Genomic DNA, 20,411 nt, shown 5'->3' with positions numbered 1-20,411 from the left:
TTACTGTTTCACCCCTGTTTGAACGCACGCCCGGCTCGGCGGTAACAGGTGGGTAACACCCGAGCCGAACCACGCCAGCACGACGGTCGGTGTCAGCGCCGTCGGTACGATAATGATGAGATCGGATGCCATGAAAACGATCACCTTGAGCACGCTGCAAGCCTACAAGCGTGCCGGCGAAACGTTCAGCTGCCTGACCGCCTATGATGCCTCCTTCGCCCGTGCCGCCTCCGAGGCGGGCATCGAAGTACTGCTGGTCGGCGACTCGCTGGGCATGGTGCTACAGGGGCATGCCAGTACCCTGCCGGTAACCCTCGACGATATCTGCTACCACACCCGCTGTGCGGCCCGTGGCAAAGGCGCCAGCCTGCTGATGGTCGACCTGCCGTTCATGAGCAACACCAGCCTCGAGCGGCTGCTGCAGGACGCTGGCGCCTTGATGCGTGCCGGCGCCGAGCTGGTCAAGCTCGAGGGCGAGGCCTGGATGGCCGACGGCATACGCGAGCTGACCCGCCGCGGCGTGCCAGTCTGCGCCCACCTGGGCCTGACACCGCAGACCGTCTATCAACTGGGCGGTTACAAGGTGCAGGGCCGCGACAGCCAGCGGGCCGAACAGATCGTCGACGACGCACGTGTGCTGGTCGATGCCGGGGCCTCGGTGATCTTGCTCGAGTGCGTACCAGCAAGTCTGGGACGCGCGGTGCGCGAGGCAGTAGAGGTGCCGGTCATCGGCATCGGCGCCGGTGTCGACGTTGACGGCCAGATTCTGGTGATGCATGACGTCCTCGGCGTCACCCACGGCCGCACGCCGCGCTTCGTCAAGAACTTCATGACCGAGGCCGACGACATCCAAGGCGCCTTTCGCCGCTATCACGAGGACGTCAAGGCGCGCCGCTTTCCGGCCGACGAGCACAGCTTCTGATGAACACTCTGTCAGACATCGACGCCCTGCGCGCAGCCCTGGATGCACCGCGTCGCCAGGGCCAGCGTATCGCTCTGGTGCCCACCATGGGCAATCTCCACGCTGGCCACTTGGCACTGGTCGAGGCAGCGCGTCAGCGCGCCGACCTGGTGGTGGCGACGATCTTCGTCAATCCCATGCAGTTCGGCCCCGGCGAGGATCTCGACGCTTATCCGCGTACCCTGGCCGATGACCAGGCCGGGCTGGCGCGTGCTGGCTGCGACCTGCTGTTCACGCCGGATACCGCCAGCCTCTACCCCCGTGGCCTCGAAACCCACACCCGGATCCGCGTGCCGGAAGTCAGCGAAGGGCTGTGCGGCGGTTCGCGCCCGGGCCACTTCGATGGCGTGGCCACCGTGGTCAGTATCCTGTTCCATCTGGTACAGCCCGATGTGGCCTGCTTCGGCGAAAAGGACTATCAGCAGCTGGCGGTGATTCGCCGGTTGGTCAATGACCTGCACCTGCCGATCGAGATCGTCGGGGTGCCCATCGTGCGCGCCGACGACGGTCTGGCACTCTCCTCGCGCAACGGCTACCTTAGCGCCGCGCAGCGCGCCCAGGCGCCGGGCCTCTACCGTACCCTGTGCGAACTGCGCGATGCACTGCTGGCCGGCGAGCCACGCGCCGCCGCCATCGACGCCGCCCTGCTGCGCCTCGCTGAGCGCGGCTTCAGTCCCGACTATCTCGAAGTACGCGCCCCTGACCTCAGCCCGCTGAGATCCGATAGCCGCCAAGCGGTGATCCTCGCCGCTGCCCAGCTCGGCCCGGCCCGCCTGATCGACAACCTGACCCTGACGCTGCCACAGTAGTCGCCCATCCTGCGGCGTCCCAGCCACCTTGCACTGAATCAGGGCATGCCGAATTATCGGTATGCCCTTTTTGGTGATTGCCGCAGCGCACAAGCCTCCCCTATGCTGAGAGTGTAGCCCTCACAAGTCCAAGGAGTTTCACATGCAAGATGTGGTGATCGTCGCAGCACGCCGCACCGCCGTCGGCACCTTTGGTGGTGCGCTGGCCGGCATTTCTGCCAGCGACCTCGGTGCCCTGGTAATCAAGGACATCCTCGCCCAGACCGGTGTCGCCGGCGACCAGGTCGATGAAGTCCTGTTGGGCCAGGTATTGACCGCCGGCACCGGCCAGAACCCGGCCCGCCAGGCCGCCATCAAGGCTGGCCTACCCGACGCGGTCCCCGCCATGACCATCAACAAGGTGTGCGGTTCCGGCCTCAAGACCCTGCATCTCGCCACCCAGGCGATCCGCTGCGGCGACGCCGAGCTGATCATCGCCGGCGGCCAGGAGAACATGTCGGCCTCACCGCACCTGTTGCCCAACTCGCGCAACGGCCAGCGCATGGGTGACTGGAAGGCCATCGACTCGATGGTCCACGACGGCCTGTGGGACGCCTTCAACGACTATCACATGGGGATCACCGCCGAGAACCTGGCCGAGAAGTACGGCATTACCCGCGAGCAGATGGACGAGTTCGCCGCGGCTTCCCAGCAGAAGGCTGCCGCCGCCATCGATGCCGGCAAGTTCAAGGGCCAGATCGTGCCGGTGGAGATTCCCCAGCGCAAGGGCGACCCGATCGTCTTCGACACCGACGAAGGGCCACGCGGCGGCACCACCGCCGAGAAACTCGGCGCCATGCGCCCCGCGTTCAAGAAGGACGGCACCATCACCGCCGGCAACGCCTCGTCGATCAACGACGGCGCCGCCGTGGTCATGCTGTGCTCTGCCGAAAAAGCCAAGCAGCTCGGCCTCGAACCGCTGGCGCGCATCAAGGCCTACAGCAATGCCGGCGTCGACCCCAGCATCATGGGCATCGGCCCGGCACCGGCCACCCGCCGCTGCCTGGAGAAGGCCGGCTGGTCACTGGATGATCTGGACCTGGTCGAAGCCAACGAGGCCTTCGCCGCCCAGGCGCTGTCGGTCAACAAGGAGCTCGGCTGGGATGCCGCCAAGGTCAACGTCAACGGTGGCGCCATCGCCATCGGCCACCCCATCGGCGCCTCCGGCTGCCGCATCCTGGTGACGCTGGTGCATGAGATGATTGCCCGCGACGCCAAGAAGGGGCTGGCCACGCTGTGTATCGGTGGTGGCCAGGGCGTGGCGCTGGCCATCGAGCGGTAAGGCGCGAGCTCGGGTGATAAGGATGAACACCAAGTGCCCACCTGCCGCGTCAGGTGGGCACTTGGTTTATTGATCGCTCACCAGCCGACCGCTCAATGCCACGAGATCTTCGGCCACCAGATCCCAGTCTCCTTCCGCCTGCAGGTCCTTGTCCTGCCGGGGACCATACTCGGTCGGACGTGGGATGAACGCAGTTTTCATGCCCAGCGCTCGCGCAGCGTGCAGATCATAGTTGTGCGCTGCGCACAGCATCACCTCTTCTGGCGGCAGTCGCAGCAAGCGGCAGGCGCCTAGGTAGACCTCCGGATCGGGCTTGTAGTGCTGAAACAGCTCGGCGCAAAACACCATGTCCCATGGCAGCTGGGCATGGCGAGCGACATCCACCATCAGTGACAAGTTGCCATTGGTAAGCGTAGCGATGATGTACTGCTGCTTGAGCCACTGTAGGCCCGGCACTGCATCCGGCCAAGGCGTCAGGCGATGCCAGAATAGATTGATGCGCTCGATGGTGGCGGCGTCGAACGTCAGTCCGTGCTGGCCGAGCAACTCGACCAGGCTCTCGCGATGGAGATCATCCAGCCCCGTCCAGGGCAACTCTCCCTTGCGCACCCGATCCATCGAGGGCCCATAGTGCCCACGCCATTGATCCGCCAATGTCTCCCCGGGAATGTCGATACCCAGTTCCATGGCTAGCTGACGAAACTGCTCGATCAGGCTGGAACGCCAGTCGACAATGGTGCCGAACACATCAAACACGATCGCCTTCATCACTCCCTCCTCATGACTGCCTAGTCAAAACCAACCCCAGTAGCGTCAAGCCAATTAGCAGGCTCCAGCCAGGCAGAAAGCTTCCACTGAGATCCAGCATCCAGCCCAGCAGGGGCGGCACGCTGACGATGGCGACCTGGTTGATGGCCATCGCCAGCCCCAGCGCAAAGCCGGTCTTATCCGGCGGTGCCGACTCCGCCACATAGGCCACCCAAGGGCCATACCAGCCAAAGCCGAAGAATCCCAACCAGGCCATCAAGCAGCCCAACATGAAGGGTGAGCCAAACGGCAACCAGATCAGCACCATCAACCCGACACTCGCGGCCAGCATGCACACCATCACCGGAAAATAGCGCGAGCGGCAACGATCGCTCCAGGCAGCCAACGCGATACGCCCAGTCACGCCTGCGGCCTGCGCCACGAACAGCAGCGTCGCCGCCTGCAGTACGTCCATTTGCAAACGGCTGTGCAGATAGAGCACGGTAAAGACCAGGATGCCGTACTGGACCGAAATCAAGCTGATCCCCGAGGCCATGATCTGCTTCATGGCAGGCTCGCGTATCATCGCCAGTCGTGACGACAGCACGCCTCCCAGGCGCCCAGCGGATGGCCTGGTTACCGGCCCGGCAGGGGCACGATAGAGGAGCATGAATACCAGTGCGCCGAAGATCGCCACCATGCCACCGACCAGAAAGGAGGCACGCCACCCCCAGGTGACCGCCACCAGCGGCAACGTCACCGCCGCCAAGGCTCCACCCAGCGGCAAACCCGCCTGGCGGATCCCCATGGCAAACCCGCGTTGGGACCTGTCGAACCACGCAGCGACGGATTTGCTTCCACCAGGTTGAGCGGTACTGTAGCCCGCCCCGACGACAATCAAGATCGATAGCATCGCCCAGTAGCTCTCGGCCAGCATGGCGACACTCAGCGCAATGCCCACCACCAGGGTGCCAAACCCCACCACCAGGCGCTCACTGAAGCGGTCCAGCAGTTCTCCCGCAATCAGCAGCCCCACCAAGGGCACCAGCTGCGCCGCCGAGACCAGTGCCCCGATCTGCAGTGCGGAAAGGCCCATATCCGCCTGGATATAGACGGCAATCGCCCCGATTCCCTGGACGAAGAAACAGGCCGCCGTCTGCGCCAGGGTCGCAATTAGCAGAATGATCCAGCGGTATCTGGCAGAGTGAGTAAACGACTCGAAGGCATGCATTCTATAGCGCCACTTCTGTCAAGGGAAAGCCAAACTCTCCAAGAGGCCGCTGACGCTGCTCGCCCAGCAATGCGTCCCTTATTTTAGCTATCCCCATCCGCTGCGAAATACTTTCATGATCTGTTTCTATTGCAACCCCATTAGCTCTTAACTCTTCGATTACCATCTGCATTAGCTGATAGTTATCAGCAATTGTTACACATCCATGTTCATTAACCACATAGGGAGTATCTTCCATGCCTGCCCTCACTACATCCACCTCGCTTCCCGGCTGAGCGGCATAAGTCGCCAACCGCCTCAAGGCACACATAGGGGCTCCTTTTTTGGGACCAACATCCACTGGCTTATAATTTTTCTCTGCATCCTGCGGCATCACAGCAGCCCCTACAGTAATAGTAATCTTTCTCCTGCGTATACGTCCCCCTGAAATGTCGCACTCTAAACTCTTAGCAACTTTTACTATACGAAGAAATTCATCATAGCTATCGGGAAAAGGCAGCCGGGGAGAAAAACCAAACAGTAGTATAATATTGATCTGTCCAGAGTCGCCAAGGCGCATTAGCGGATGTTCTACGGCCAATCTAGTCATAGCATAGCTGCGAACCAGCTGCACCCACTCAACCTCATGGAGGAGCCCTAGCTGACGACGTGCTTTGAGAGCATTCCTATAAATCAAGAATTGAACGAGAGGGGAGGTTTCCCCATAATCCCCGCCTTTATCCGTTGAGTTTATCTGTAGAGGCACCGTTCTTCTCGTAGACGAGGGAGTATAGTCATAAACCGCTGCTAGGAAGCTTTCGCCACAGCTAAACTCTAGACTCATGCCATTGATCTTTCTTTCTAAGTCACAAACTATTTGTAGTTCAATAGCCGCCTGTATCGTAACATAGTGTGCCCCTCCCAAGTGAAGAGGAATAGCACACTGACTCACTCTTTCCCACTCACCGTAAGTTCGAATGGCATCTTGCACTTCACAACCATTTCGGCTAGCACCGAAACTTATGATCATATCTCTGCAGTTCCTTTGAACTTCATAACTCACTTTTTGGTATATCTCATTATTTGTTGTTTGCTCTCTCGTGACAGGATTTCTAGCATGATAATGATAGTACCTACATCCAAGCTCATATAGCAGAATCGCCTCTTCCCCCAGATCCTTATCAGTGACAAGGATAGACTCCCCGGAACATATTCTATCGGTTATGTCATCTCCAGTATCATAGTGATTCCGCGGGGTAAACTTTGCGCCTGTCACTGCACACCCTAGAATCAAAGACTTCTTCAGCCCTACGTGCCCTGTCATAGAGATACCCCCTGCCTCATGATTCCGCCCCTGGCTTATATCAATCAGCTATAAGAGATCGCACCACAACACCAATCATCGCTCACGCTGCCATTCGCGCTTGGTGTTCCATGAGCAGACAGCATCGTACACATCACTTAAGCGCACAAATCTAATATAGCAACAACTGTTGCGCGTAAGGAAAGGCCCTCACCCTTTTTCACTCTTTTTAATTAACAGCAAAAAAGCCACCCTCTTATTGCATATCTCGCAAAGTGTAGTAAACGCGCTTCTATAGCTTGCTACTCGCCCCGACACTTCCCGGCGCAAGTGTAGATAAGTATTCCCACAAACACTGAGCTTCGAATGTCAATGGCGTGAACTGCCGTATCAAACTTACCTTAAGAAATATATCAAAGCTAGAATCTCCAGCCCTTACTAACCTCTTCGCCTCAAGGTCTTCCCGTACTAGCGATTGGGGTAACCATGTAACACCTAGCCCTGATAATGCCATAAGATGAAGACTTTCCGCTAAGCTAGCATCGTGATGGCGCTGTAAATTCAGCCCTCGGTTCTCCAACGCAGTTCTTAATCCCCAGCCAAGATGACACTCCTCCTGGTACTCTAAAAATGAGGTAGGTGAATCACTAGCGACATGTAAATTGTAGATAGGCTGCCCAGCAGCATTCGGTGCGCTGACAGGAATAAGACATTCAGTATCCAGATCCATTAGAGAATACTTATTGCCCTCGCCCACTAACGACAGGCGCTCAGCAACCACATTCTTTTCATCCAATAGTGCAACTGCATAATCGGCCTCCCGCTCATCAAGTGCAGTTAAACACTCAGGCAGTGTGTTAGAGAAAATACTCAGCCGCACCTCCGAGAGTTGGTCCTGCAACCGCGGGATCCAGCGAGGAAAAAAAATCCTAGACAGAATGTGTGGCGAACAAAAACGTATCCGTTGCTGCCGGTCATGGACACTCTCTGCAATCGATTCCCTGAGGCCATCGAGCCTATGGAGAATGTCCAGTACCACCTCATGCAGGTCACGTCCTGCCTCAGTCAACGTCAGTCCTCCCTTGCCTCGCTCAAACAGTGGAGTGCCTACCCACTCTTCCAGCCCTTGGATACGGCGGCTCAACCCAGATACGGACACATGGCGGCGCTCAGCAGCACGACTAAAGCTCTTAGTTTGGCATAGGACTAGGAAATCTCTGAAAACAGTTAAGTCAGTCATCTTATGTCACCTAGAAGCCAAGCATCACTCTTACTTTATCCGAACTCCCGCTCAAAGGTAATGTTGTCATGGAGAATGTTGAAATCAATAGCCATGCATACTGTGTGCGCCATACGACATCGCCCCCGCAGCTCACGCTGCGGGGGCGATGTGTCTTGCACCTCGATCCTTGTCGCTAAGACGTTAGATCTCGGTTTCGGCCACCTCGGCTTCGAATGCGGCCTTCTCTTCCTCGGTGATCTCCTTGATCGACAGCTTAACGCGGTTGCGGTTATCGATGTCGAGCACCTTGACGGTCACCTCGTCGCCTTCGTTGAGGAAGTCACGCACGTCGTTGACCCGCTCGGGGACGATCTGCGAGATATGCACCAGACCATCGGTACCCGGCATGATGTTGACGAAAGCGCCGAAGTCGGCGATGCGTACCACCTTGCCCTTGTAGAGCTTGCCAATCTCGGCTTCGGCGGTGATGCCCAGCACGATATCGATGGCTGCCTTGGCGGCCTTCTTGTCCTCGGCATAGATGCGCACAGTACCGTCGTCGTCGAGATCGATGGAGGCACCGGTATCATCGCAGATCTTGCGAATGGTGGCGCCGCCCTTGCCGATCACGTCGCGGATCTTGTCCGGATCGATCTTGATGGTGGCCATGGACGGCGCATTTTCGGAAACTTCGCTGCGGCTCTGGCCGATCACGTCGTTCATCTGCTCGAGGATGTTGAGACGCGCTTCATGGGCCTGCTGCAGCGCCTGCTCCATGATCTCTTCGTTGATGCCCTCGATCTTGATGTCCATCTGCAGCGCCGTCACGCCAGCGGCGGACCCGGCAACCTTGAAGTCCATGTCGCCGAGGTGGTCTTCGTCACCGAGGATGTCGGTCAGTACCGCGAACTTGTCGTCGTCCTTGACCAGGCCCATGGCGATGCCCGCTACCGGCGCCTTGAGCGGCACGCCGGCATCCATCAGCGCCAGCGAGGTACCGCATACCGAGGCCATCGAGCTCGAGCCGTTGGACTCGGTGATCTCGGAGACCACGCGGATGGTGTAGGGGAAGTCATCCTCGTTGGGCAGCATGGCCTGCACGCCGCGCCGCGCCAGGCGTCCGTGGCCGATCTCGCGGCGCTTGGGGCCACCCATGAAGCCGGTCTCACCCACGCAGTAAGGAGGGAAGTTGTAGTGCAGCAGGAAACGATCCTTGCGCTCACCCTCCAGCGACTCGATCAACTGGGCGTCGCGCAGGGTGCCCAGGGTTGCGATGACGATCGCCTGGGTCTCGCCACGGGTGAACAGCGCCGAGCCGTGGGTCTTGGGCAGGTTACCAACCTCGATGTTCAGCGGCCGCACGGTCTTGTGATCACGGCCGTCGATGCGCGGCTCGCCGCTGGTGACGCGGGCGCGCACGACCTGCTTCTCGAGGCTGGCGAAGGCGCCCTTGACCTCGTCAGCATCGAATTTGCCCTCTTCCTCACCGGCCAGTTGCTCGACCGCCTCGGCCTTGGCCGCGGCCAGAGCGTCCTGGCGCGCCATCTTGTCGGTGATGCGATAGGCGTCGCCAATCTTGGCCTCGAAGCCGGCCTTGACGGCATCCTTGAGAGGCGTATTCTCGACCGGCGGCTGCCAGTCCCACTTGGGCTTGCCGGCTTCCGCCACCAGCTCGTTGATGGCGGCGATCGCCACCTGCATTTCCTGGTGGGCAAACAGCACCCCGCCCAGCATCTCGTCCTCGAGCAGCTCCTTAGCTTCGGACTCGACCATCAGCACGGCCTTGTCAGTGCCGGCGACGACCATGTCCAGCTCCGAACTGGCCAGCTCTTCCACGGTGGGATTCAGGAAGTAGCCCTTGTCGTCATCGAAGCCCACGCGTGCGGCAGCAATCGGGCCACTGAACGGCACACCGGAAATGCATAGCGCCGCCGAGGTACCCAACATCGCAGCGATGTCCGGGTCGTGGTTCCGATCGGTGGACAGCACGGTACACACCACCTGAACCTCGTTCATGAACCCCTTGGGGAACAGCGGACGGATCGGACGGTCGATCAACCGCGACGTGAGGGTCTCTTTCTCAGTGGGGCGGCCTTCACGCTTGAAAAAGCCCCCCGGGATCTTGCCTACGGCGTAGGTCTTTTCCTGATAGAACACGCCCAGCGGAAAGAAGGGCTGGGCGGGATTGGCGTCTTTCTTCGCCACCACGGTGCATAGCACCACGGTATCGTCCATGGTCACCTGCACGGCGCCGGTGGCCTGACGCGCGATGCGGCCCGTCTCGAGAGTGACGGTGCTGCGCCCGTACTGGAATGTTTTCTTTACCGGATTCACGGTAGCATCCTTCAACTTGTCTGTGTCGTTTAGGTCGTTTTGACTCGGCGACCATTTTAGTGGTTGGCGCGCGCCGGGGCCACCGGTTGGCGACATTTCCCGCCTATCAACGCGAAACGGGCAGCCCCGAGGGGCTGCCCGTTTCGTGTCGCGCTGCTGGGGCGTCGCTTAGCGACGCAGACCCAGACGCTGAATCAGCGACTGATAGCGCTCGAAATCCTTGCGCTTCAGGTAATCCAGCAGCTTGCGGCGCTGGTTGACCATGCGGATCAGGCCACGACGCGAGTGGTGATCCTGCTTGTTGGTCTTGAAGTGATCCTGCAGGCCATCGATGTTAGCGCTCAGCAGGGCCACCTGAACCTCGGGGGAACCGGTGTCGTTGTCGCCACGGCCGAATTCCTTGACGATCTCGGCCTTCTTGTCAGCGGTCAGTGCCATCTGTCTCTCCAGTAAGCAATATGCCTGAATGATGAATGTCGGAGACCACGCATATTTGCAGTCTCCACGCCTGCCGAACGCTGCTTCGTGCAGCGTTCCGCGGGTTGCTTACACACGGCCGTCGCCAGCGACGGCCGAGGTATTCAACAGGCGTCGGGGAGCGATTTCCCCCGCCGCCTTCACCGTGCCGAGACCCAGGAAGGTCTCGTCACAGTAGAGTCTTGCCAGACTGCCAGTGGCCAGGTCGCGCCGCTCAGCGCGAATCGGCTGGCCGTGCAGCAGACGTCCGGCCTGCTCGGCATCGACGCCAAGTGCCGGCAGATGTTCCACCAGCACGTCCACCGGCATCAGCTTCGCTTCACGGGCGGGCTGGTCCTCCAACGCTTCCAGCGTAGGCAGATCGAGCATCGCCTCACCGCTGAACGGGCCGGTCTTGAGCCGCCGCAGCGCCGTGATATGGGCCCCGCAGCCCAGCGCCCTGCCAATGTCTTCCGCCAGGGTGCGAATATAGGTGCCCTTGCTGACGCGTACCTCGAGCTCGAAGCCCTCGGCATCGTGAGCCAGGAGGCGCGCATCATACACTGTCACGCGGCGCACTGCACGCTCCACCGTCTTGCCCTCGCGGGCCAACTCGTAGAGCTTGCGCCCCTGGTGCTTGAGCGCCGAGTACATCGGCGGCAGCTGGTCGATCTCGCCGTGAAAGCGGGCCAGCACTGCCTCGAGCTGGGCTTCATCCAGTACCGGCACCGCATGGCGCTCGATCACCTCGCCCTCGGCATCGCCGCTGTCGGTCACCTCGCCGAGCTTCACCCGGGTGCGGTAAACCTTGTCGGCGTCGAGCAGGTGCGAAGAGAACTTGGTCGCCTCGCCGAAGCAGATCGGCAACAGGCCGGTGGCCATCGGATCCAGAGTACCGGTATGCCCGGCCTTCTGGGCCTGAAACAGCCGCCTGACCCGCTGCAGGATCTGGTTGCTCGAGGCGCCCTGGGGCTTGTCGAACAGCAGCACTCCATCCACCGGCAGGCCGCGACGGCGTCGCGCCATCAGCGCTGGCCCTCGTCATCATCGCCGCTGCGTGAGCGGTCACTGGCCACGGCTTCGTCGATCAACGACGAAAGCCGCTGGCCGCGCACCACGCTTTCATCGTAGTGAAAGCGCAGTTCCGGCACGTGGCGCAGCTTGATGCGTCGCGCAATCTGGCTACGCAGGAACCCCGCAGCGCGCTTGAGCACCTTGAGGTTCTCCTTGATCCGCTCGGCGTCGTTGTCGCCCAGCAGGGTGATGTAGACGTCGGCGTAGCCGAGGTCACGGCTGACCGTGACCCCGCTGACGGTCACCATGCCCAGGCGCGGATCCTTGACCTCGCGCTGGATCAATACCGCCAGCTCCTGCTGCAGCTGGTCAGCGACCCGGTCGGTGCGCTTGAACTCGCTCATGCTGACTCCTCGCGCCGTTACAGGCTGCGCTCGACCTTGACCTGATCGAAGACTTCGATCTTGTCGCCGGTCTGGACGTCGTTGTAGTTCTTGACGCCGATACCGCACTCCACGCCCTGGCGGACCTCGTTGACGTCATCCTTATAGCGGCGCAGCGACTCGAGCTCGCCCTCGTAGATGACCACGTTGTCGCGCAGCACGCGGATCTTCTTGTTGCGGTGTACGCTGCCCTCGACCACCATGCAGCCGGCCACGGCGCCGATCTTGGGCGCGCGGAAGACGTCGCGGACCTCGGCCACACCGACGATCTCTTCCTTCCACTCCGGTGCCAGCATGCCGCTCATGGCCTGCTTGACCTCATCGATCAGCTGGTAGATGACACTGTAGTAGCGCAGATCCAGGCCTTCACGCTCGATGATTTCGCGGGCAGAAGCATCGGCACGCACGTTGAAGCCGACCACGATGGCGTCACTGGCCAGCGCCAGGTTGGCATCGGTACCAGTGATACCGCCCACCCCGGAGGAGACCACGGCCACCTGCACTTCATCGGTGGAGAGCTCTTCCAGCGCGCCCTTGATGGCTTCCAGCGAGCCCTGCACATCGGCCTTGAGCACGATGTTGACCTTGGCCACTTCGTCCTGGCCCATCTGGCTGAACATGTTCTCCAGCTTGGCTTTCTGCTGGCGCGCCAGGCGCACTTCGCGGTACTTGCCCTGACGGAAGTTGGCGACTTCACGCGCTTTCTTCTCGTCGGCCACGACCATGAAGTCGTCGCCGGCATCCGGGGTACCGTCGAGGCCCTGGATCTCCACCGGCATCGCCGGGCCGACACTGTCGACCTGCTTGCCAAGCTCGTTGGTCAGGGCGCGTACGCGGCCGTAGTGGAGACCGGCCAGCACGATATCACCCTTCTTCAGGGTACCGTTCTGGACCAGCACCGTGGCGACCGGACCACGGCCCTTGTCGAGGCGCGACTCGACCACTACACCCTTGCCAGGCGCTTCCGGTACGGCCTTGAGCTCGAGCACCTCGGAGACCAGCAGTACCGCCTCGAGCAGTGCATCGATGCCCTCGCCGGTCTTGGCCGAGACGTGCACGAACTGGGTATCGCCACCCCACTCCTCGGAAATCACCCCGTGCTGAGACAGCTCGTTGCGAATCCGATCGAAGTCGGCGCCTTCCTTGTCGATCTTGTTGACCGCTACCACGATCGGCACTTCGGCTGCCTTGGAGTGCTCGATCGCCTCGACGGTCTGGGGCATGACGCCGTCGTCGGCGGCGACCACCAGGATGACCACGTCGGTGGCCTTGGCACCGCGGGCACGCATGGCGGTGAACGCCGCGTGGCCCGGAGTATCCAGAAAGGTCACGCCGCCGTGCTTGTCTTCCACATGGTAGGCACCGATGTGCTGGGTGATGCCGCCGGCTTCGCCGGTGGCGACCTTGGCCTTGCGGATGTGGTCGAGCAGCGAGGTCTTGCCGTGATCGACGTGACCCATCACGGTCACCACCGGAGCACGCGTGATCTCATCCCCCTCATAGGAGATGGCCTCGAGCACCTCGGTCTCCAGCGCATCGTCCTTGACCAGCTTGGGCGTATGGCCCATCTCCTCGACGACGATCGCCGCAGTGTCCTGGTCGATGGTCTGGTTGATGGTCACCGCCGCGCCCATGGTGAACATCGCTTTGATCACTTCGTTGGCCTTGATCGACATCTTGTCGGCCAGGTCGGCAACGCTGATCGACTCGGGGATCGAAACCTCGCGGACGATCGGCTGCGTCGGCTTCTGGAAACCGTGCTTGCCGCCGCCGCCATCACGACCACCGCGACGCGTACCGCGACGTTCAGCGCGCTTGGCCTTCTTGGCACCGGCGCCGCGACGACGCTCTTCGCGATCACCGCGGTCGTCATCATCGCGTCCACCGCGCCCCTTCTTGGCCGCCGCCTTCTTGGGCACTCGACGCTGCTCGCGACCCTCCTTGGGCGGTGCCGGTGGCTGCTCGGCCTCGCTGGGGCCACTGTTGAGGTCAGGCACTGGAATCTGCGGCTCGCTGACCGCCTCGGCCTGCTCTGCCTTGGCCTGTTCCGCCTTGGCTTGCTCTGCCTTGGCCTGCTCTGCTTCTGCAGCTGCTTGGCGCGCCTGATCGGCCTCGGCGGCCTTGGCCTGCTCCTCGGCCTGCTGGCGCGAGTCGGCCATATCGCCGACCAGCTGGCGCGGCCCGCTCTCCTCGGCCTTGGGCTCTTCAGCCGCCGGCTCTTCACGCTTGACGTAGGTACGCTTCTTGCGCACCTGTACCTCGATGGTTTTGCCGCGCTCACCGCTCCTGATGCGGCTCTTGGTCTGACGCGTCAGGGTGATACGGTTACGCGCCCCAGCGCTGCTGCCGCCATGGCTCTTGGTCAGATAGTCGAGCAGGCGCTGCTTGTCCTCTTCGGATACGGCATCGCCCTCGGACTTGTGCGGCAGCCCGGCTTCTTTCATCTGTTCCAGCAGACGAGGCACGTCGCGCCCCACCTTGACTGCGAAATCTTTAACGGTCATTTCTGACATTACGACCCTCCTGAGCCCGTGACCTGATTACTGTTCGCTCTCGAACCAAGGCGCACGGGCAGTCATGATCAGTGCCGCGGCGCGCTCCTCGTCCACACCCTCGATATCCTTGAGATCATCGACGGCTTGCTCGGCAAGGTCCTCCATCGTGACGATGCCCCGGCTGGCCAGGATAAAGGCCAGATGACGCTCCATGCCGTCCATCTCGAGGAGATCCTCGGCCGGCTGAGCGCCGTCGAGTTCTTCTTCAGAGGCAATGGCCAGGTTCAACAGCTCGTCCTTGGCGCGTGCGCGCAGCTCTTCGACGAGATCCTCGTCGAACTCCTCGATCTCGAGCATTTCCTCGAGCGGCACATAGGCAATCTCCTCAAGCGAGGTGAAGCCCTCCTCGACCAGAATGCGTGCCAGCTCGTCGTCGATCTCGAGGTGATTGATAAAGTGCTCGACCAGGCTGTCGATCTCCTGCTCGCGCTTGCCCTCGGCTTCATCTTCGGTCATCACGTTGAGCCGCCAGCCGGTCAACTCGGACGCCAGCCGCACGTTCTGACCGCTGCGGCCGATGGCCTGAGCGAGGTTGTCTTCGGCCACCGCGACATCCATCGCGTGACTGTCCTCGTCGACCAGGATCGAGCCGACATCAGCGGGGGCCATGGCGTTGATCACCAACTGCGCCGGGTTGTCGTCCCACAGGATGATGTCGACCCGTTCGTTCTGCAGTTCGGTGGACACCGCCTGCACCCGCGAACCACGCATGCCGACGCAGGCACCCACCGGGTCGATGCGCCGGTCGTTGGTCTTGACCGCGATCTTGGCTCGCGAGCCTGGGTCACGCGCCGCTCCCTTGATCTCGATCAGCTGCTCGGCGATCTCCGGCACCTCGATCTTGAACAGCTCGATGATCAGCTCCGGGCAGGTACGCGACAGGATCAGCTGCGAGCCGCGCGCCTCCGGATCGACTTTTACCAGCAGCGCGCGCACCCGCTCGTTCATGCGGTAGCGCTCGCCGGGGATCATCTCGCTGCGCGGTAGGAACGCCTCGGCGTTGTCACCCAGGTCGATGATCAGGCCATCGCGGGTGGTCTTCTTGACGATACCGGCGACCAGTTCGCCTTCGCGATCCGCATACTGGCGCACCACCTCGGCCCGCTCGGCCTCGCGCACCTTCTGCACGATGACCTGCTTGGCGGTCTGTGCCGCAATGCGACCGAAGGAGGCATTTTCGATCCTCTCTTCGACCACATCGCCCAGCGCTAGCGGCGGATCGCGCTGCTCAGCGATGCTCTGCTTGATCTCGTGATCCGGCGTCTCGAACTCATCGTCCTCAACCACGGTCCAGAAGCGAAATGTCTCATAGTCCCCGGTGGCGCGGTCGATCTTGACCCGCACCGTGGCCTCTTCCTGCTCGAAGCGCTTGCGCGACGCGCTGGCCAGGGCCGCTTCCACCGCTTCGAAGATCACGTCACGGGGCACGCCCTTTTCGTTCGAGATCGCGTCTACGACCGTCAGAATCTCTTTGCTCATGCCTTTGCCTCGCCAGAAAACCTGTCCTTATTCATCGTCACCGGCCTCAATCCTCGAACTGAGGCACGACGCGCGCCTGATCGATGCCGTCGATGGGAAAGCAGTACTCTTCACCGTCGAGCTGCAGCAGCACGTCATCGCCTTCGATGCCGGCCAGCAAGCCCTGATACTTGCGCCGCCCTTCATAGGGAGCGCGCAGTTTGAGCGCCACGACGTGCCCGGCATAGCGCTCGAAATGGTCGAGGGAGAACAGCGGCCGATCCATGCCGGGCGATGACACCTCGAGGCGATATTCGCCGGCGATCGGGTCCTCGACGTCAAATACGGCGCTGACTTGCCGACTGATATCGGCACAGTCGTCAACCGTCACCCCGTCAGGGCCGTCGATGTAGATCACCAACCGGGAGTGCTTGCCCTGAGAAAGATAGTCGATTCCCCAGAGTTCGAAGCCCATGGCGGTCACCACCGGCTCGATTAGCGCATGTAGCGCGGCGTCCTTGATTGCCACAGACGAAGACTCCTACAGCCGTTGCGTCAGGCACCTGGCCAGGAGATGAAGAGACAGCTAGGTGGCTGATTGGCGTGCTATCAGCACGGGCTGTTAACGAATGAACGGTCAACAGATGAGCTGCTAACAAAAAGCCCCTTCACTGGAAGGGGCCTTTTACAAGAAACCTTTCATACCAACTCGGCCCCTGATGACATCAGACCAAGATGGTAGCGGGGACCGGATTTGAACCGATGACCTTCGGGTTATGAGCCCGACGAGCTACCAGACTGCTCCACCCCGCATCACAGGTCGGCGAGTATAGCTAGCGTGCCAATTAGCGTCAAGGAGGCTCGTGATTTGAGGGCTCCTCGGGCCGGCCGCTATCGCCGATGCCACTCTTGCTGCTGAAACGCATGCCTGGCATGTGCTTCAGGTTGGTGCCGAAGGCGGGACTTGAACCCGCACGACCGTTAGGTCACTACCCCCTCAAGATAGCGTGTCTACCAATTCCACCACTTCGGCAACAGGGGAGTACCGATTCCGGCAGCGTCAGTCGCCGCTTTCCTCTAGCACTGGCGCGGTATTATCCATATCCGCGGCCTCGTCGTCAAGCGTCGGCACGCCCTGCTGCTGTTCGATCAGGCGCGAATCGGGAATCCCCGCTTCCGGCGCCTGGCTGGCCTGAGTGGCAAAATAGGCCAGCGCCATCGAGGTCGCGAAGAACAACGCGGCGAGCAGCGCCGTGAACTTGGACAGGAAGCCGCCTGAACCGCGCGAGCCGAATACCGTCTGGGAGGCACCGCCACCGAAGGCAGCCCCCGCTTCGGCGCCCTTGCCCTGCTGCAGCAGGATAAGCGCGACCAAGGTGATGGCGATCACCACGTGAATCATGAGAATGGCAACTTGCATGGGTTCAACCTGCTGACTGACAAATGGCTAGAAAATCGTCGACCTTGAGCGAAGCACCGCCCACCAGGCCGCCGTCGATGTCCGGCTGAGCCAACAGCTCAGCCGCGTTACTGGCATTCATGCTGCCGCCGTAGAGCAGCGGAAGAGCCGCGGCGAGATCGCGGTCATAGCCGGCCTGATACTCGCGAATCGCCGCCATGACCTCTTGCGCCTGCTGCGGGGTCGCGGTGCGCCCGGTGCCGATCGCCCAGACCGGCTCGTAGGCGATCACTACCCGCGCTCGCTGGGCCGGTTCGAGACGTGCCATGGCATGCCCAACCTGGCGCAGCACCACGTCCTCGGTACGACCGGCGTCGCGCTCCTCGAGGGTTTCGCCGACGCACAGGATAGGGCGAATATCGGCGCTGAGCGCAGCGATCAGGCGATCGTAGACGTCTTCGTCGCTCTCGCGGTATAGCTGGCGCCGCTCGGAGTGCCCGACCAGCGCATAACCGACGCCGAACTCCTTGAGCATCGTCCCGCTGACCTCACCAGTACGTGCACCGCTGTGAAACGGGTTGAGGGTCTGTGCACCCAGCCCCAGCGGCGTCTCGGAGAACGCCCGGCGCGCCGCCTCGAGATAGGGGAACGGCGGATGAATCACCACCTCGACGCCGCTCGGCAGCCGCGCCTCGGCGAAGGCTCGGCCAAACGCCTCGACCAGTTCGGTGGAGCCATTCATCTTCCAGTTGCCAGCAATCAGTGGCGAACGCATCTGCAGTCCTCCCTCAAGGTGGAGCGAAATGGTATAGGAGCGGCCCTAGCATGACAACCGCGGCTTGACAACCCGAGCCACCGCTCAGGCCAGCAGCGCCTCCACATCACCGGCAAGGCGGCGCGCCAGCCCCTCCACGTCGAGGTGCGGGCGCCCCTCGACCATGACCCGGATCAGCGGCTCGGTGCCCGACGGCCGCAGCAGCACCCGGCCCTGGTCGCCCAGCGCCTCTTCGACCGCGCTCACTGCCTCTTGCAGTTCCGAGGTCGCCATCACCGCCTTGGCATCGGTGCCCGCGGTCAGACGCACGTTGATCAGTGCCTGGGGCGCTTTTTCGAGCCCGGACAGCAGGCGCGCCAGCGGCACGCCCTCGCGCACCATGATCGCCACCACCTGCAGCGCCGAGACGATTCCGTCGCCGGTAGTCTGCACATGGCCGCAAACGATATGGCCGGAGGACTCGCCGCCCAGTTGCCAGCCGTTGGCGCTGAGCCGCTCGATCACGTAGCGATCGCCCACCTTGGCGCGCTCGAAGGGCACGCCCATCGACTCCAGCGCTGCCGCCAGCCCGAAGTTGGACATCAGCGTACCCACCACGCCACCACCCAGCTCGCCGCGGCCGTGACGGTCGCGGGCGATCAGATAGAGGATATCGTCACCGTCGATCTCGCGTCCGTCGGCGTCGACCAGCAGGACGCGGTCACCGTCGCCATCGAAGGCGATGCCCAGGTCGGCGCCCTGCTGGATCACTGCCGCGCGCAGCGCCGCCGGGTGCGTCGAGCCGACTTCCTGGTTGATATTGAGGCCGTCGGGACTGGCACCGATCAGGCTGACCTCGGCGCCCAGCTCGCGGAACACGCTGGGCGCGATGTGATAGGTCGCGCCGTGGGCACAGTCGAGCACGATCTTCAGACCGTGCAGGCTAAGCCGATCGGGAATCGTCGACTTGCAAAACTCGATGTAGCGCCCCGGGGCATCGTTGATGCGCACCGCCTTGCCGAGCTCGGCGGCCGCCACTGTGGTCAGCGGCTCCTCGAGCATTGCCTCGATGCGTGACTCCACGGCATCCGGCAGTTTGGTGCCTTCGGCGGAGAAGAACTTGATGCCGTTGTCGGCAAAGGCGTTGTGCGAAGCCGAAATGACGATCCCGGCGTCGGCGCGGAAAGTGCGCGTCAGGTAGGCGATGCCCGGCGTCGGCATCGGCCCCAGCAGCGAGACATCCACCCCCGCCGCCGAGAGCCCGGCCTCCAGGGCCGACTCGAACATGTAGCCCGAAATACGGGTATCCTTGCCGATCAGCACCTTGGCGCTACCCCCCTCGGTCAGCACCCGCCCCATCGCCCAGCCGAGCTTGAGCATGAAGTCGGCAGTGATCGGGTACTCCCCCACCGTGCCGCGAATCCCGTCGGTTCCGAAATAGCGTTTGCTCATGGTTCCAAGCCTTCCTGTAGCACAGCCCATGTCATGTTGACGGCGTCCACGCTGGGCCCGACATCGTGAACCCGCAGTATGCGCGCGCCGCGCTCGACGGCCAGTGCCGCCAGCGCCAGCCCGCCGGGCAGGCGCTCCTCCACCGGTCGTTCGAGCACCTTGCCGATCATGCTCTTGCGCGACATGCCCACCAGCAGCGGCAACCCCAGCGCCTCAAGGTGCTGCATACGCCGCAGCAGGCGCAGGTTATGCTCGACTGTCTTGCCGAAGCCGAAGCCGGGGTCGAGGATCAGCCGCTCACGCCTGATCCCGGCCGCCTCACAGGCCGCGATACGCTCGGCAAGAAAGCGCACCACCGCCTCCTCTATCGGCTCAGCATAGTGCGGCGCTTGCTGCATGTCGCTGGGTTCGCCCTGCATGTGCATCACACATATCGGCAGGCCGCTGCGCGCCGCCGCCTGCAGCGCACCCTCGCACTGCAGGGCGCGCACGTCGTTGAACATGCCGGCACCCAAGGCCGCAGTCTCGCGCATCACCTCGGGACTGCTGGTGTCCACCGAGACCAGGGCATCGAGTTCACGCACCAGTCGCTCGACCACCGGCGCCACGCGATCCAGCTCCTGCTGAGCGGGGATCGACTGCGAACCGGGGCGAGTCGACTCACCGCCGACGTCGATGATCGCCGCCCCCTCGGCGAGCATGCGCTCGGCGTGGCGCAGCGCATCGTCGACCACGATGTGGCGGCCGCCGTCGGAAAAGGAGTCCGGCGTCACGTTGAGGATCCCCATCACGCGGGGATACGAGAGGTCGAGGCGGTGTCGTCCGCAGTGCAGTAAGGCGCTGCTGTCGCTCATGAAGTGGTCCTGATGATGTTCATAACCCGGCCTAGCCAGGCAAAGGCGTTCACTCTAATCAGCCGCCTGGCACGGCGCAAGCTGCACCTGCCGCAACGCAACGAGGCGCCATCAGGCGC

General features: G+C 62.1%; 19 protein-coding genes and 2 tRNA genes. 3 read left to right on the top strand and 18 right to left on the bottom strand.

The features are described 5' to 3' along the window. A complete protein-coding gene (locus tag BLT16_RS21140) occupies window positions 1–132 on the bottom strand; it encodes a hypothetical protein (protein WP_281243317.1) in 132 nt (43 codons plus the stop codon). Here BLT16_RS21140 and panB point away from each other — a divergent pair. The 3 genes from panB (at window position 131) to BLT16_RS16425 (ending at window position 3,091) form a co-directional block, all read left to right on the top strand. After that, on the top strand, window positions 131–922 hold the full coding sequence (gene panB / locus BLT16_RS16435; RefSeq protein ID WP_089659591.1) for a 3-methyl-2-oxobutanoate hydroxymethyltransferase: 792 nt from the start codon (window positions 131–133) through the stop codon (window positions 920–922). The genes BLT16_RS21140 and panB overlap by 2 nt on opposite strands. Next, window positions 922–1,770 (top strand): pantoate--beta-alanine ligase, encoded by an 849-nt coding sequence (gene panC / locus BLT16_RS16430; RefSeq protein WP_089659590.1) that lies wholly within the window; start codon window positions 922–924, stop codon window positions 1,768–1,770. The genes panB and panC overlap by 1 nt, the downstream gene beginning before the upstream one ends. Before the next feature lie 142 nt (window positions 1,771–1,912). Further along, the gene (locus tag BLT16_RS16425; protein WP_089659589.1) at window positions 1,913–3,091 is read left to right on the top strand and encodes an acetyl-CoA C-acetyltransferase; all 1,179 of its coding nucleotides are present in this window, start codon (window positions 1,913–1,915) and stop codon (window positions 3,089–3,091) included. Between the two features lie 66 nt (window positions 3,092–3,157). Here the strand turns inward: BLT16_RS16425 and BLT16_RS16420 are convergent, their stop codons facing one another. The 17 genes from BLT16_RS16420 to folP form a co-directional block, all read right to left on the bottom strand. Continuing rightward, the gene (locus BLT16_RS16420) at window positions 3,158–3,859 is read right to left on the bottom strand and encodes a haloacid dehalogenase type II (protein ID WP_089659588.1); all 702 of its coding nucleotides are present in this window, start codon (window positions 3,857–3,859) and stop codon (window positions 3,158–3,160) included. A gap of 10 nt (window positions 3,860–3,869) precedes the next feature. Then, a complete protein-coding gene (locus BLT16_RS16415; protein WP_089659587.1) occupies window positions 3,870–5,069 on the bottom strand; it encodes an MFS transporter in 1,200 nt (399 codons plus the stop codon). A 1-nt stretch (window position 5,070) separates the two neighbouring features. Next, the gene (locus BLT16_RS16410) at window positions 5,071–6,372 is read right to left on the bottom strand and encodes a 3-keto-5-aminohexanoate cleavage protein (protein ID WP_089659586.1); all 1,302 of its coding nucleotides are present in this window, start codon (window positions 6,370–6,372) and stop codon (window positions 5,071–5,073) included. A gap of 271 nt (window positions 6,373–6,643) precedes the next feature. Continuing rightward, window positions 6,644–7,591, bottom strand: a complete 948-nt coding sequence (locus BLT16_RS16405; RefSeq protein ID WP_089659585.1) for a LysR family transcriptional regulator — start codon at window positions 7,589–7,591, stop codon at window positions 6,644–6,646. 183 nt (window positions 7,592–7,774) lie between these two features. Beyond that, window positions 7,775–9,907, bottom strand: coding sequence for a polyribonucleotide nucleotidyltransferase (gene pnp / locus BLT16_RS16400; protein WP_176817259.1), 2,133 nt, complete (start codon window positions 9,905–9,907; stop codon window positions 7,775–7,777). Between the two features lie 168 nt (window positions 9,908–10,075). Next, the gene (gene rpsO, locus BLT16_RS16395; RefSeq protein ID WP_089659583.1) at window positions 10,076–10,345 is read right to left on the bottom strand and encodes a 30S ribosomal protein S15; all 270 of its coding nucleotides are present in this window, start codon (window positions 10,343–10,345) and stop codon (window positions 10,076–10,078) included. A gap of 108 nt (window positions 10,346–10,453) precedes the next feature. Next, complete coding sequence (gene truB, locus BLT16_RS16390) at window positions 10,454–11,389, bottom strand: tRNA pseudouridine(55) synthase TruB (RefSeq protein ID WP_089659582.1); 936 nt, start codon at window positions 11,387–11,389, stop codon at window positions 10,454–10,456. Then, on the bottom strand, window positions 11,389–11,781 hold the full coding sequence (gene rbfA / locus BLT16_RS16385) for a 30S ribosome-binding factor RbfA (protein ID WP_089659581.1): 393 nt from the start codon (window positions 11,779–11,781) through the stop codon (window positions 11,389–11,391). The genes truB and rbfA overlap by 1 nt, the downstream gene beginning before the upstream one ends. Before the next feature lie 17 nt (window positions 11,782–11,798). Further along, complete coding sequence (gene infB / locus BLT16_RS16380) at window positions 11,799–14,333, bottom strand: translation initiation factor IF-2 (protein WP_089659580.1); 2,535 nt, start codon at window positions 14,331–14,333, stop codon at window positions 11,799–11,801. Between the two features lie 27 nt (window positions 14,334–14,360). Beyond that, window positions 14,361–15,854, bottom strand: a complete 1,494-nt coding sequence (gene nusA / locus BLT16_RS16375) for a transcription termination factor NusA (RefSeq protein ID WP_089659579.1) — start codon at window positions 15,852–15,854, stop codon at window positions 14,361–14,363. A 46-nt stretch (window positions 15,855–15,900) separates the two neighbouring features. Then, entirely contained in the window at window positions 15,901–16,362 is a 462-nt protein-coding gene (rimP, locus tag BLT16_RS16370) for a ribosome maturation factor RimP (protein ID WP_089659578.1), read from the bottom strand. Between the two features lie 207 nt (window positions 16,363–16,569). Further along, window positions 16,570–16,646, bottom strand: a tRNA-Met gene (locus BLT16_RS16365). A 133-nt stretch (window positions 16,647–16,779) separates the two neighbouring features. Beyond that, a tRNA-Leu gene (locus BLT16_RS16360) sits at window positions 16,780–16,866 on the bottom strand. Between the two features lie 27 nt (window positions 16,867–16,893). Then, window positions 16,894–17,253, bottom strand: a complete 360-nt coding sequence (secG, locus tag BLT16_RS16355; protein ID WP_089659577.1) for a preprotein translocase subunit SecG — start codon at window positions 17,251–17,253, stop codon at window positions 16,894–16,896. Window positions 17,254–17,257: 4 nt separating this feature from the next. Further along, window positions 17,258–18,007 carry a triose-phosphate isomerase gene (gene tpiA / locus BLT16_RS16350; protein WP_089659576.1) on the bottom strand — a complete coding sequence of 250 codons (750 nt, stop codon included), beginning with the start codon at window positions 18,005–18,007 and terminating at the stop codon, window positions 17,258–17,260. 84 nt (window positions 18,008–18,091) lie between these two features. Then, window positions 18,092–19,438 (bottom strand): phosphoglucosamine mutase, encoded by a 1,347-nt coding sequence (glmM, locus tag BLT16_RS16345; RefSeq protein WP_089659575.1) that lies wholly within the window; start codon window positions 19,436–19,438, stop codon window positions 18,092–18,094. Continuing rightward, entirely contained in the window at window positions 19,435–20,292 is an 858-nt protein-coding gene (gene folP / locus BLT16_RS16340) for a dihydropteroate synthase (RefSeq protein WP_176817258.1), read from the bottom strand. The genes glmM and folP overlap by 4 nt, the downstream gene beginning before the upstream one ends. Between the last annotated feature and the right edge of the window lie 119 nt (window positions 20,293–20,411).

Source organism: Franzmannia pantelleriensis (assembly GCF_900102875.1).
In the GTDB taxonomy this organism is placed as follows: domain Bacteria; phylum Pseudomonadota; class Gammaproteobacteria; order Pseudomonadales; family Halomonadaceae; genus Franzmannia; species Franzmannia pantelleriensis.
The sequence above is the reverse complement of the archived record's forward strand: the minus strand, read 5'-3'. Positions and strand labels throughout refer to the sequence as shown.

Coding starts and splice junctions, on each gene's coding strand:
- BLT16_RS16425 (WP_089659589.1), top strand. CDS start 1,913: ATGCAAGATGTGGTGATCGTCGCAGCACGCCGCACCGCCGTCGGCACC.
- truB (WP_089659582.1), bottom strand. CDS start 11,389: ATGGCGCGACGCCGTCGCGGCCTGCCGGTGGATGGAGTGCTGCTGTTC.
- infB (WP_089659580.1), bottom strand. CDS start 14,333: ATGTCAGAAATGACCGTTAAAGATTTCGCAGTCAAGGTGGGGCGCGAC.
- glmM (WP_089659575.1), bottom strand. CDS start 19,438: ATGAGCAAACGCTATTTCGGAACCGACGGGATTCGCGGCACGGTGGGG.
- BLT16_RS16405 (WP_089659585.1), bottom strand. CDS start 7,591: ATGACTGACTTAACTGTTTTCAGAGATTTCCTAGTCCTATGCCAAACT.
- BLT16_RS16420 (WP_089659588.1), bottom strand. CDS start 3,859: ATGAAGGCGATCGTGTTTGATGTGTTCGGCACCATTGTCGACTGGCGT.
- BLT16_RS16410 (WP_089659586.1), bottom strand. CDS start 6,372: ATGACAGGGCACGTAGGGCTGAAGAAGTCTTTGATTCTAGGGTGTGCA.
- BLT16_RS16415 (WP_089659587.1), bottom strand. CDS start 5,069: ATGCATGCCTTCGAGTCGTTTACTCACTCTGCCAGATACCGCTGGATC.
- panB (WP_089659591.1), top strand. CDS start 131: ATGAAAACGATCACCTTGAGCACGCTGCAAGCCTACAAGCGTGCCGGC.
- tpiA (WP_089659576.1), bottom strand. CDS start 18,007: ATGCGTTCGCCACTGATTGCTGGCAACTGGAAGATGAATGGCTCCACC.
- nusA (WP_089659579.1), bottom strand. CDS start 15,854: ATGAGCAAAGAGATTCTGACGGTCGTAGACGCGATCTCGAACGAAAAG.
- folP (WP_176817258.1), bottom strand. CDS start 20,292: ATGAGCGACAGCAGCGCCTTACTGCACTGCGGACGACACCGCCTCGAC.
- secG (WP_089659577.1), bottom strand. CDS start 17,253: ATGCAAGTTGCCATTCTCATGATTCACGTGGTGATCGCCATCACCTTG.
- panC (WP_089659590.1), top strand. CDS start 922: ATGAACACTCTGTCAGACATCGACGCCCTGCGCGCAGCCCTGGATGCA.
- rpsO (WP_089659583.1), bottom strand. CDS start 10,345: ATGGCACTGACCGCTGACAAGAAGGCCGAGATCGTCAAGGAATTCGGC.
- BLT16_RS21140 (WP_281243317.1), bottom strand. CDS start 132: ATGGCATCCGATCTCATCATTATCGTACCGACGGCGCTGACACCGACC.
- rbfA (WP_089659581.1), bottom strand. CDS start 11,781: ATGAGCGAGTTCAAGCGCACCGACCGGGTCGCTGACCAGCTGCAGCAG.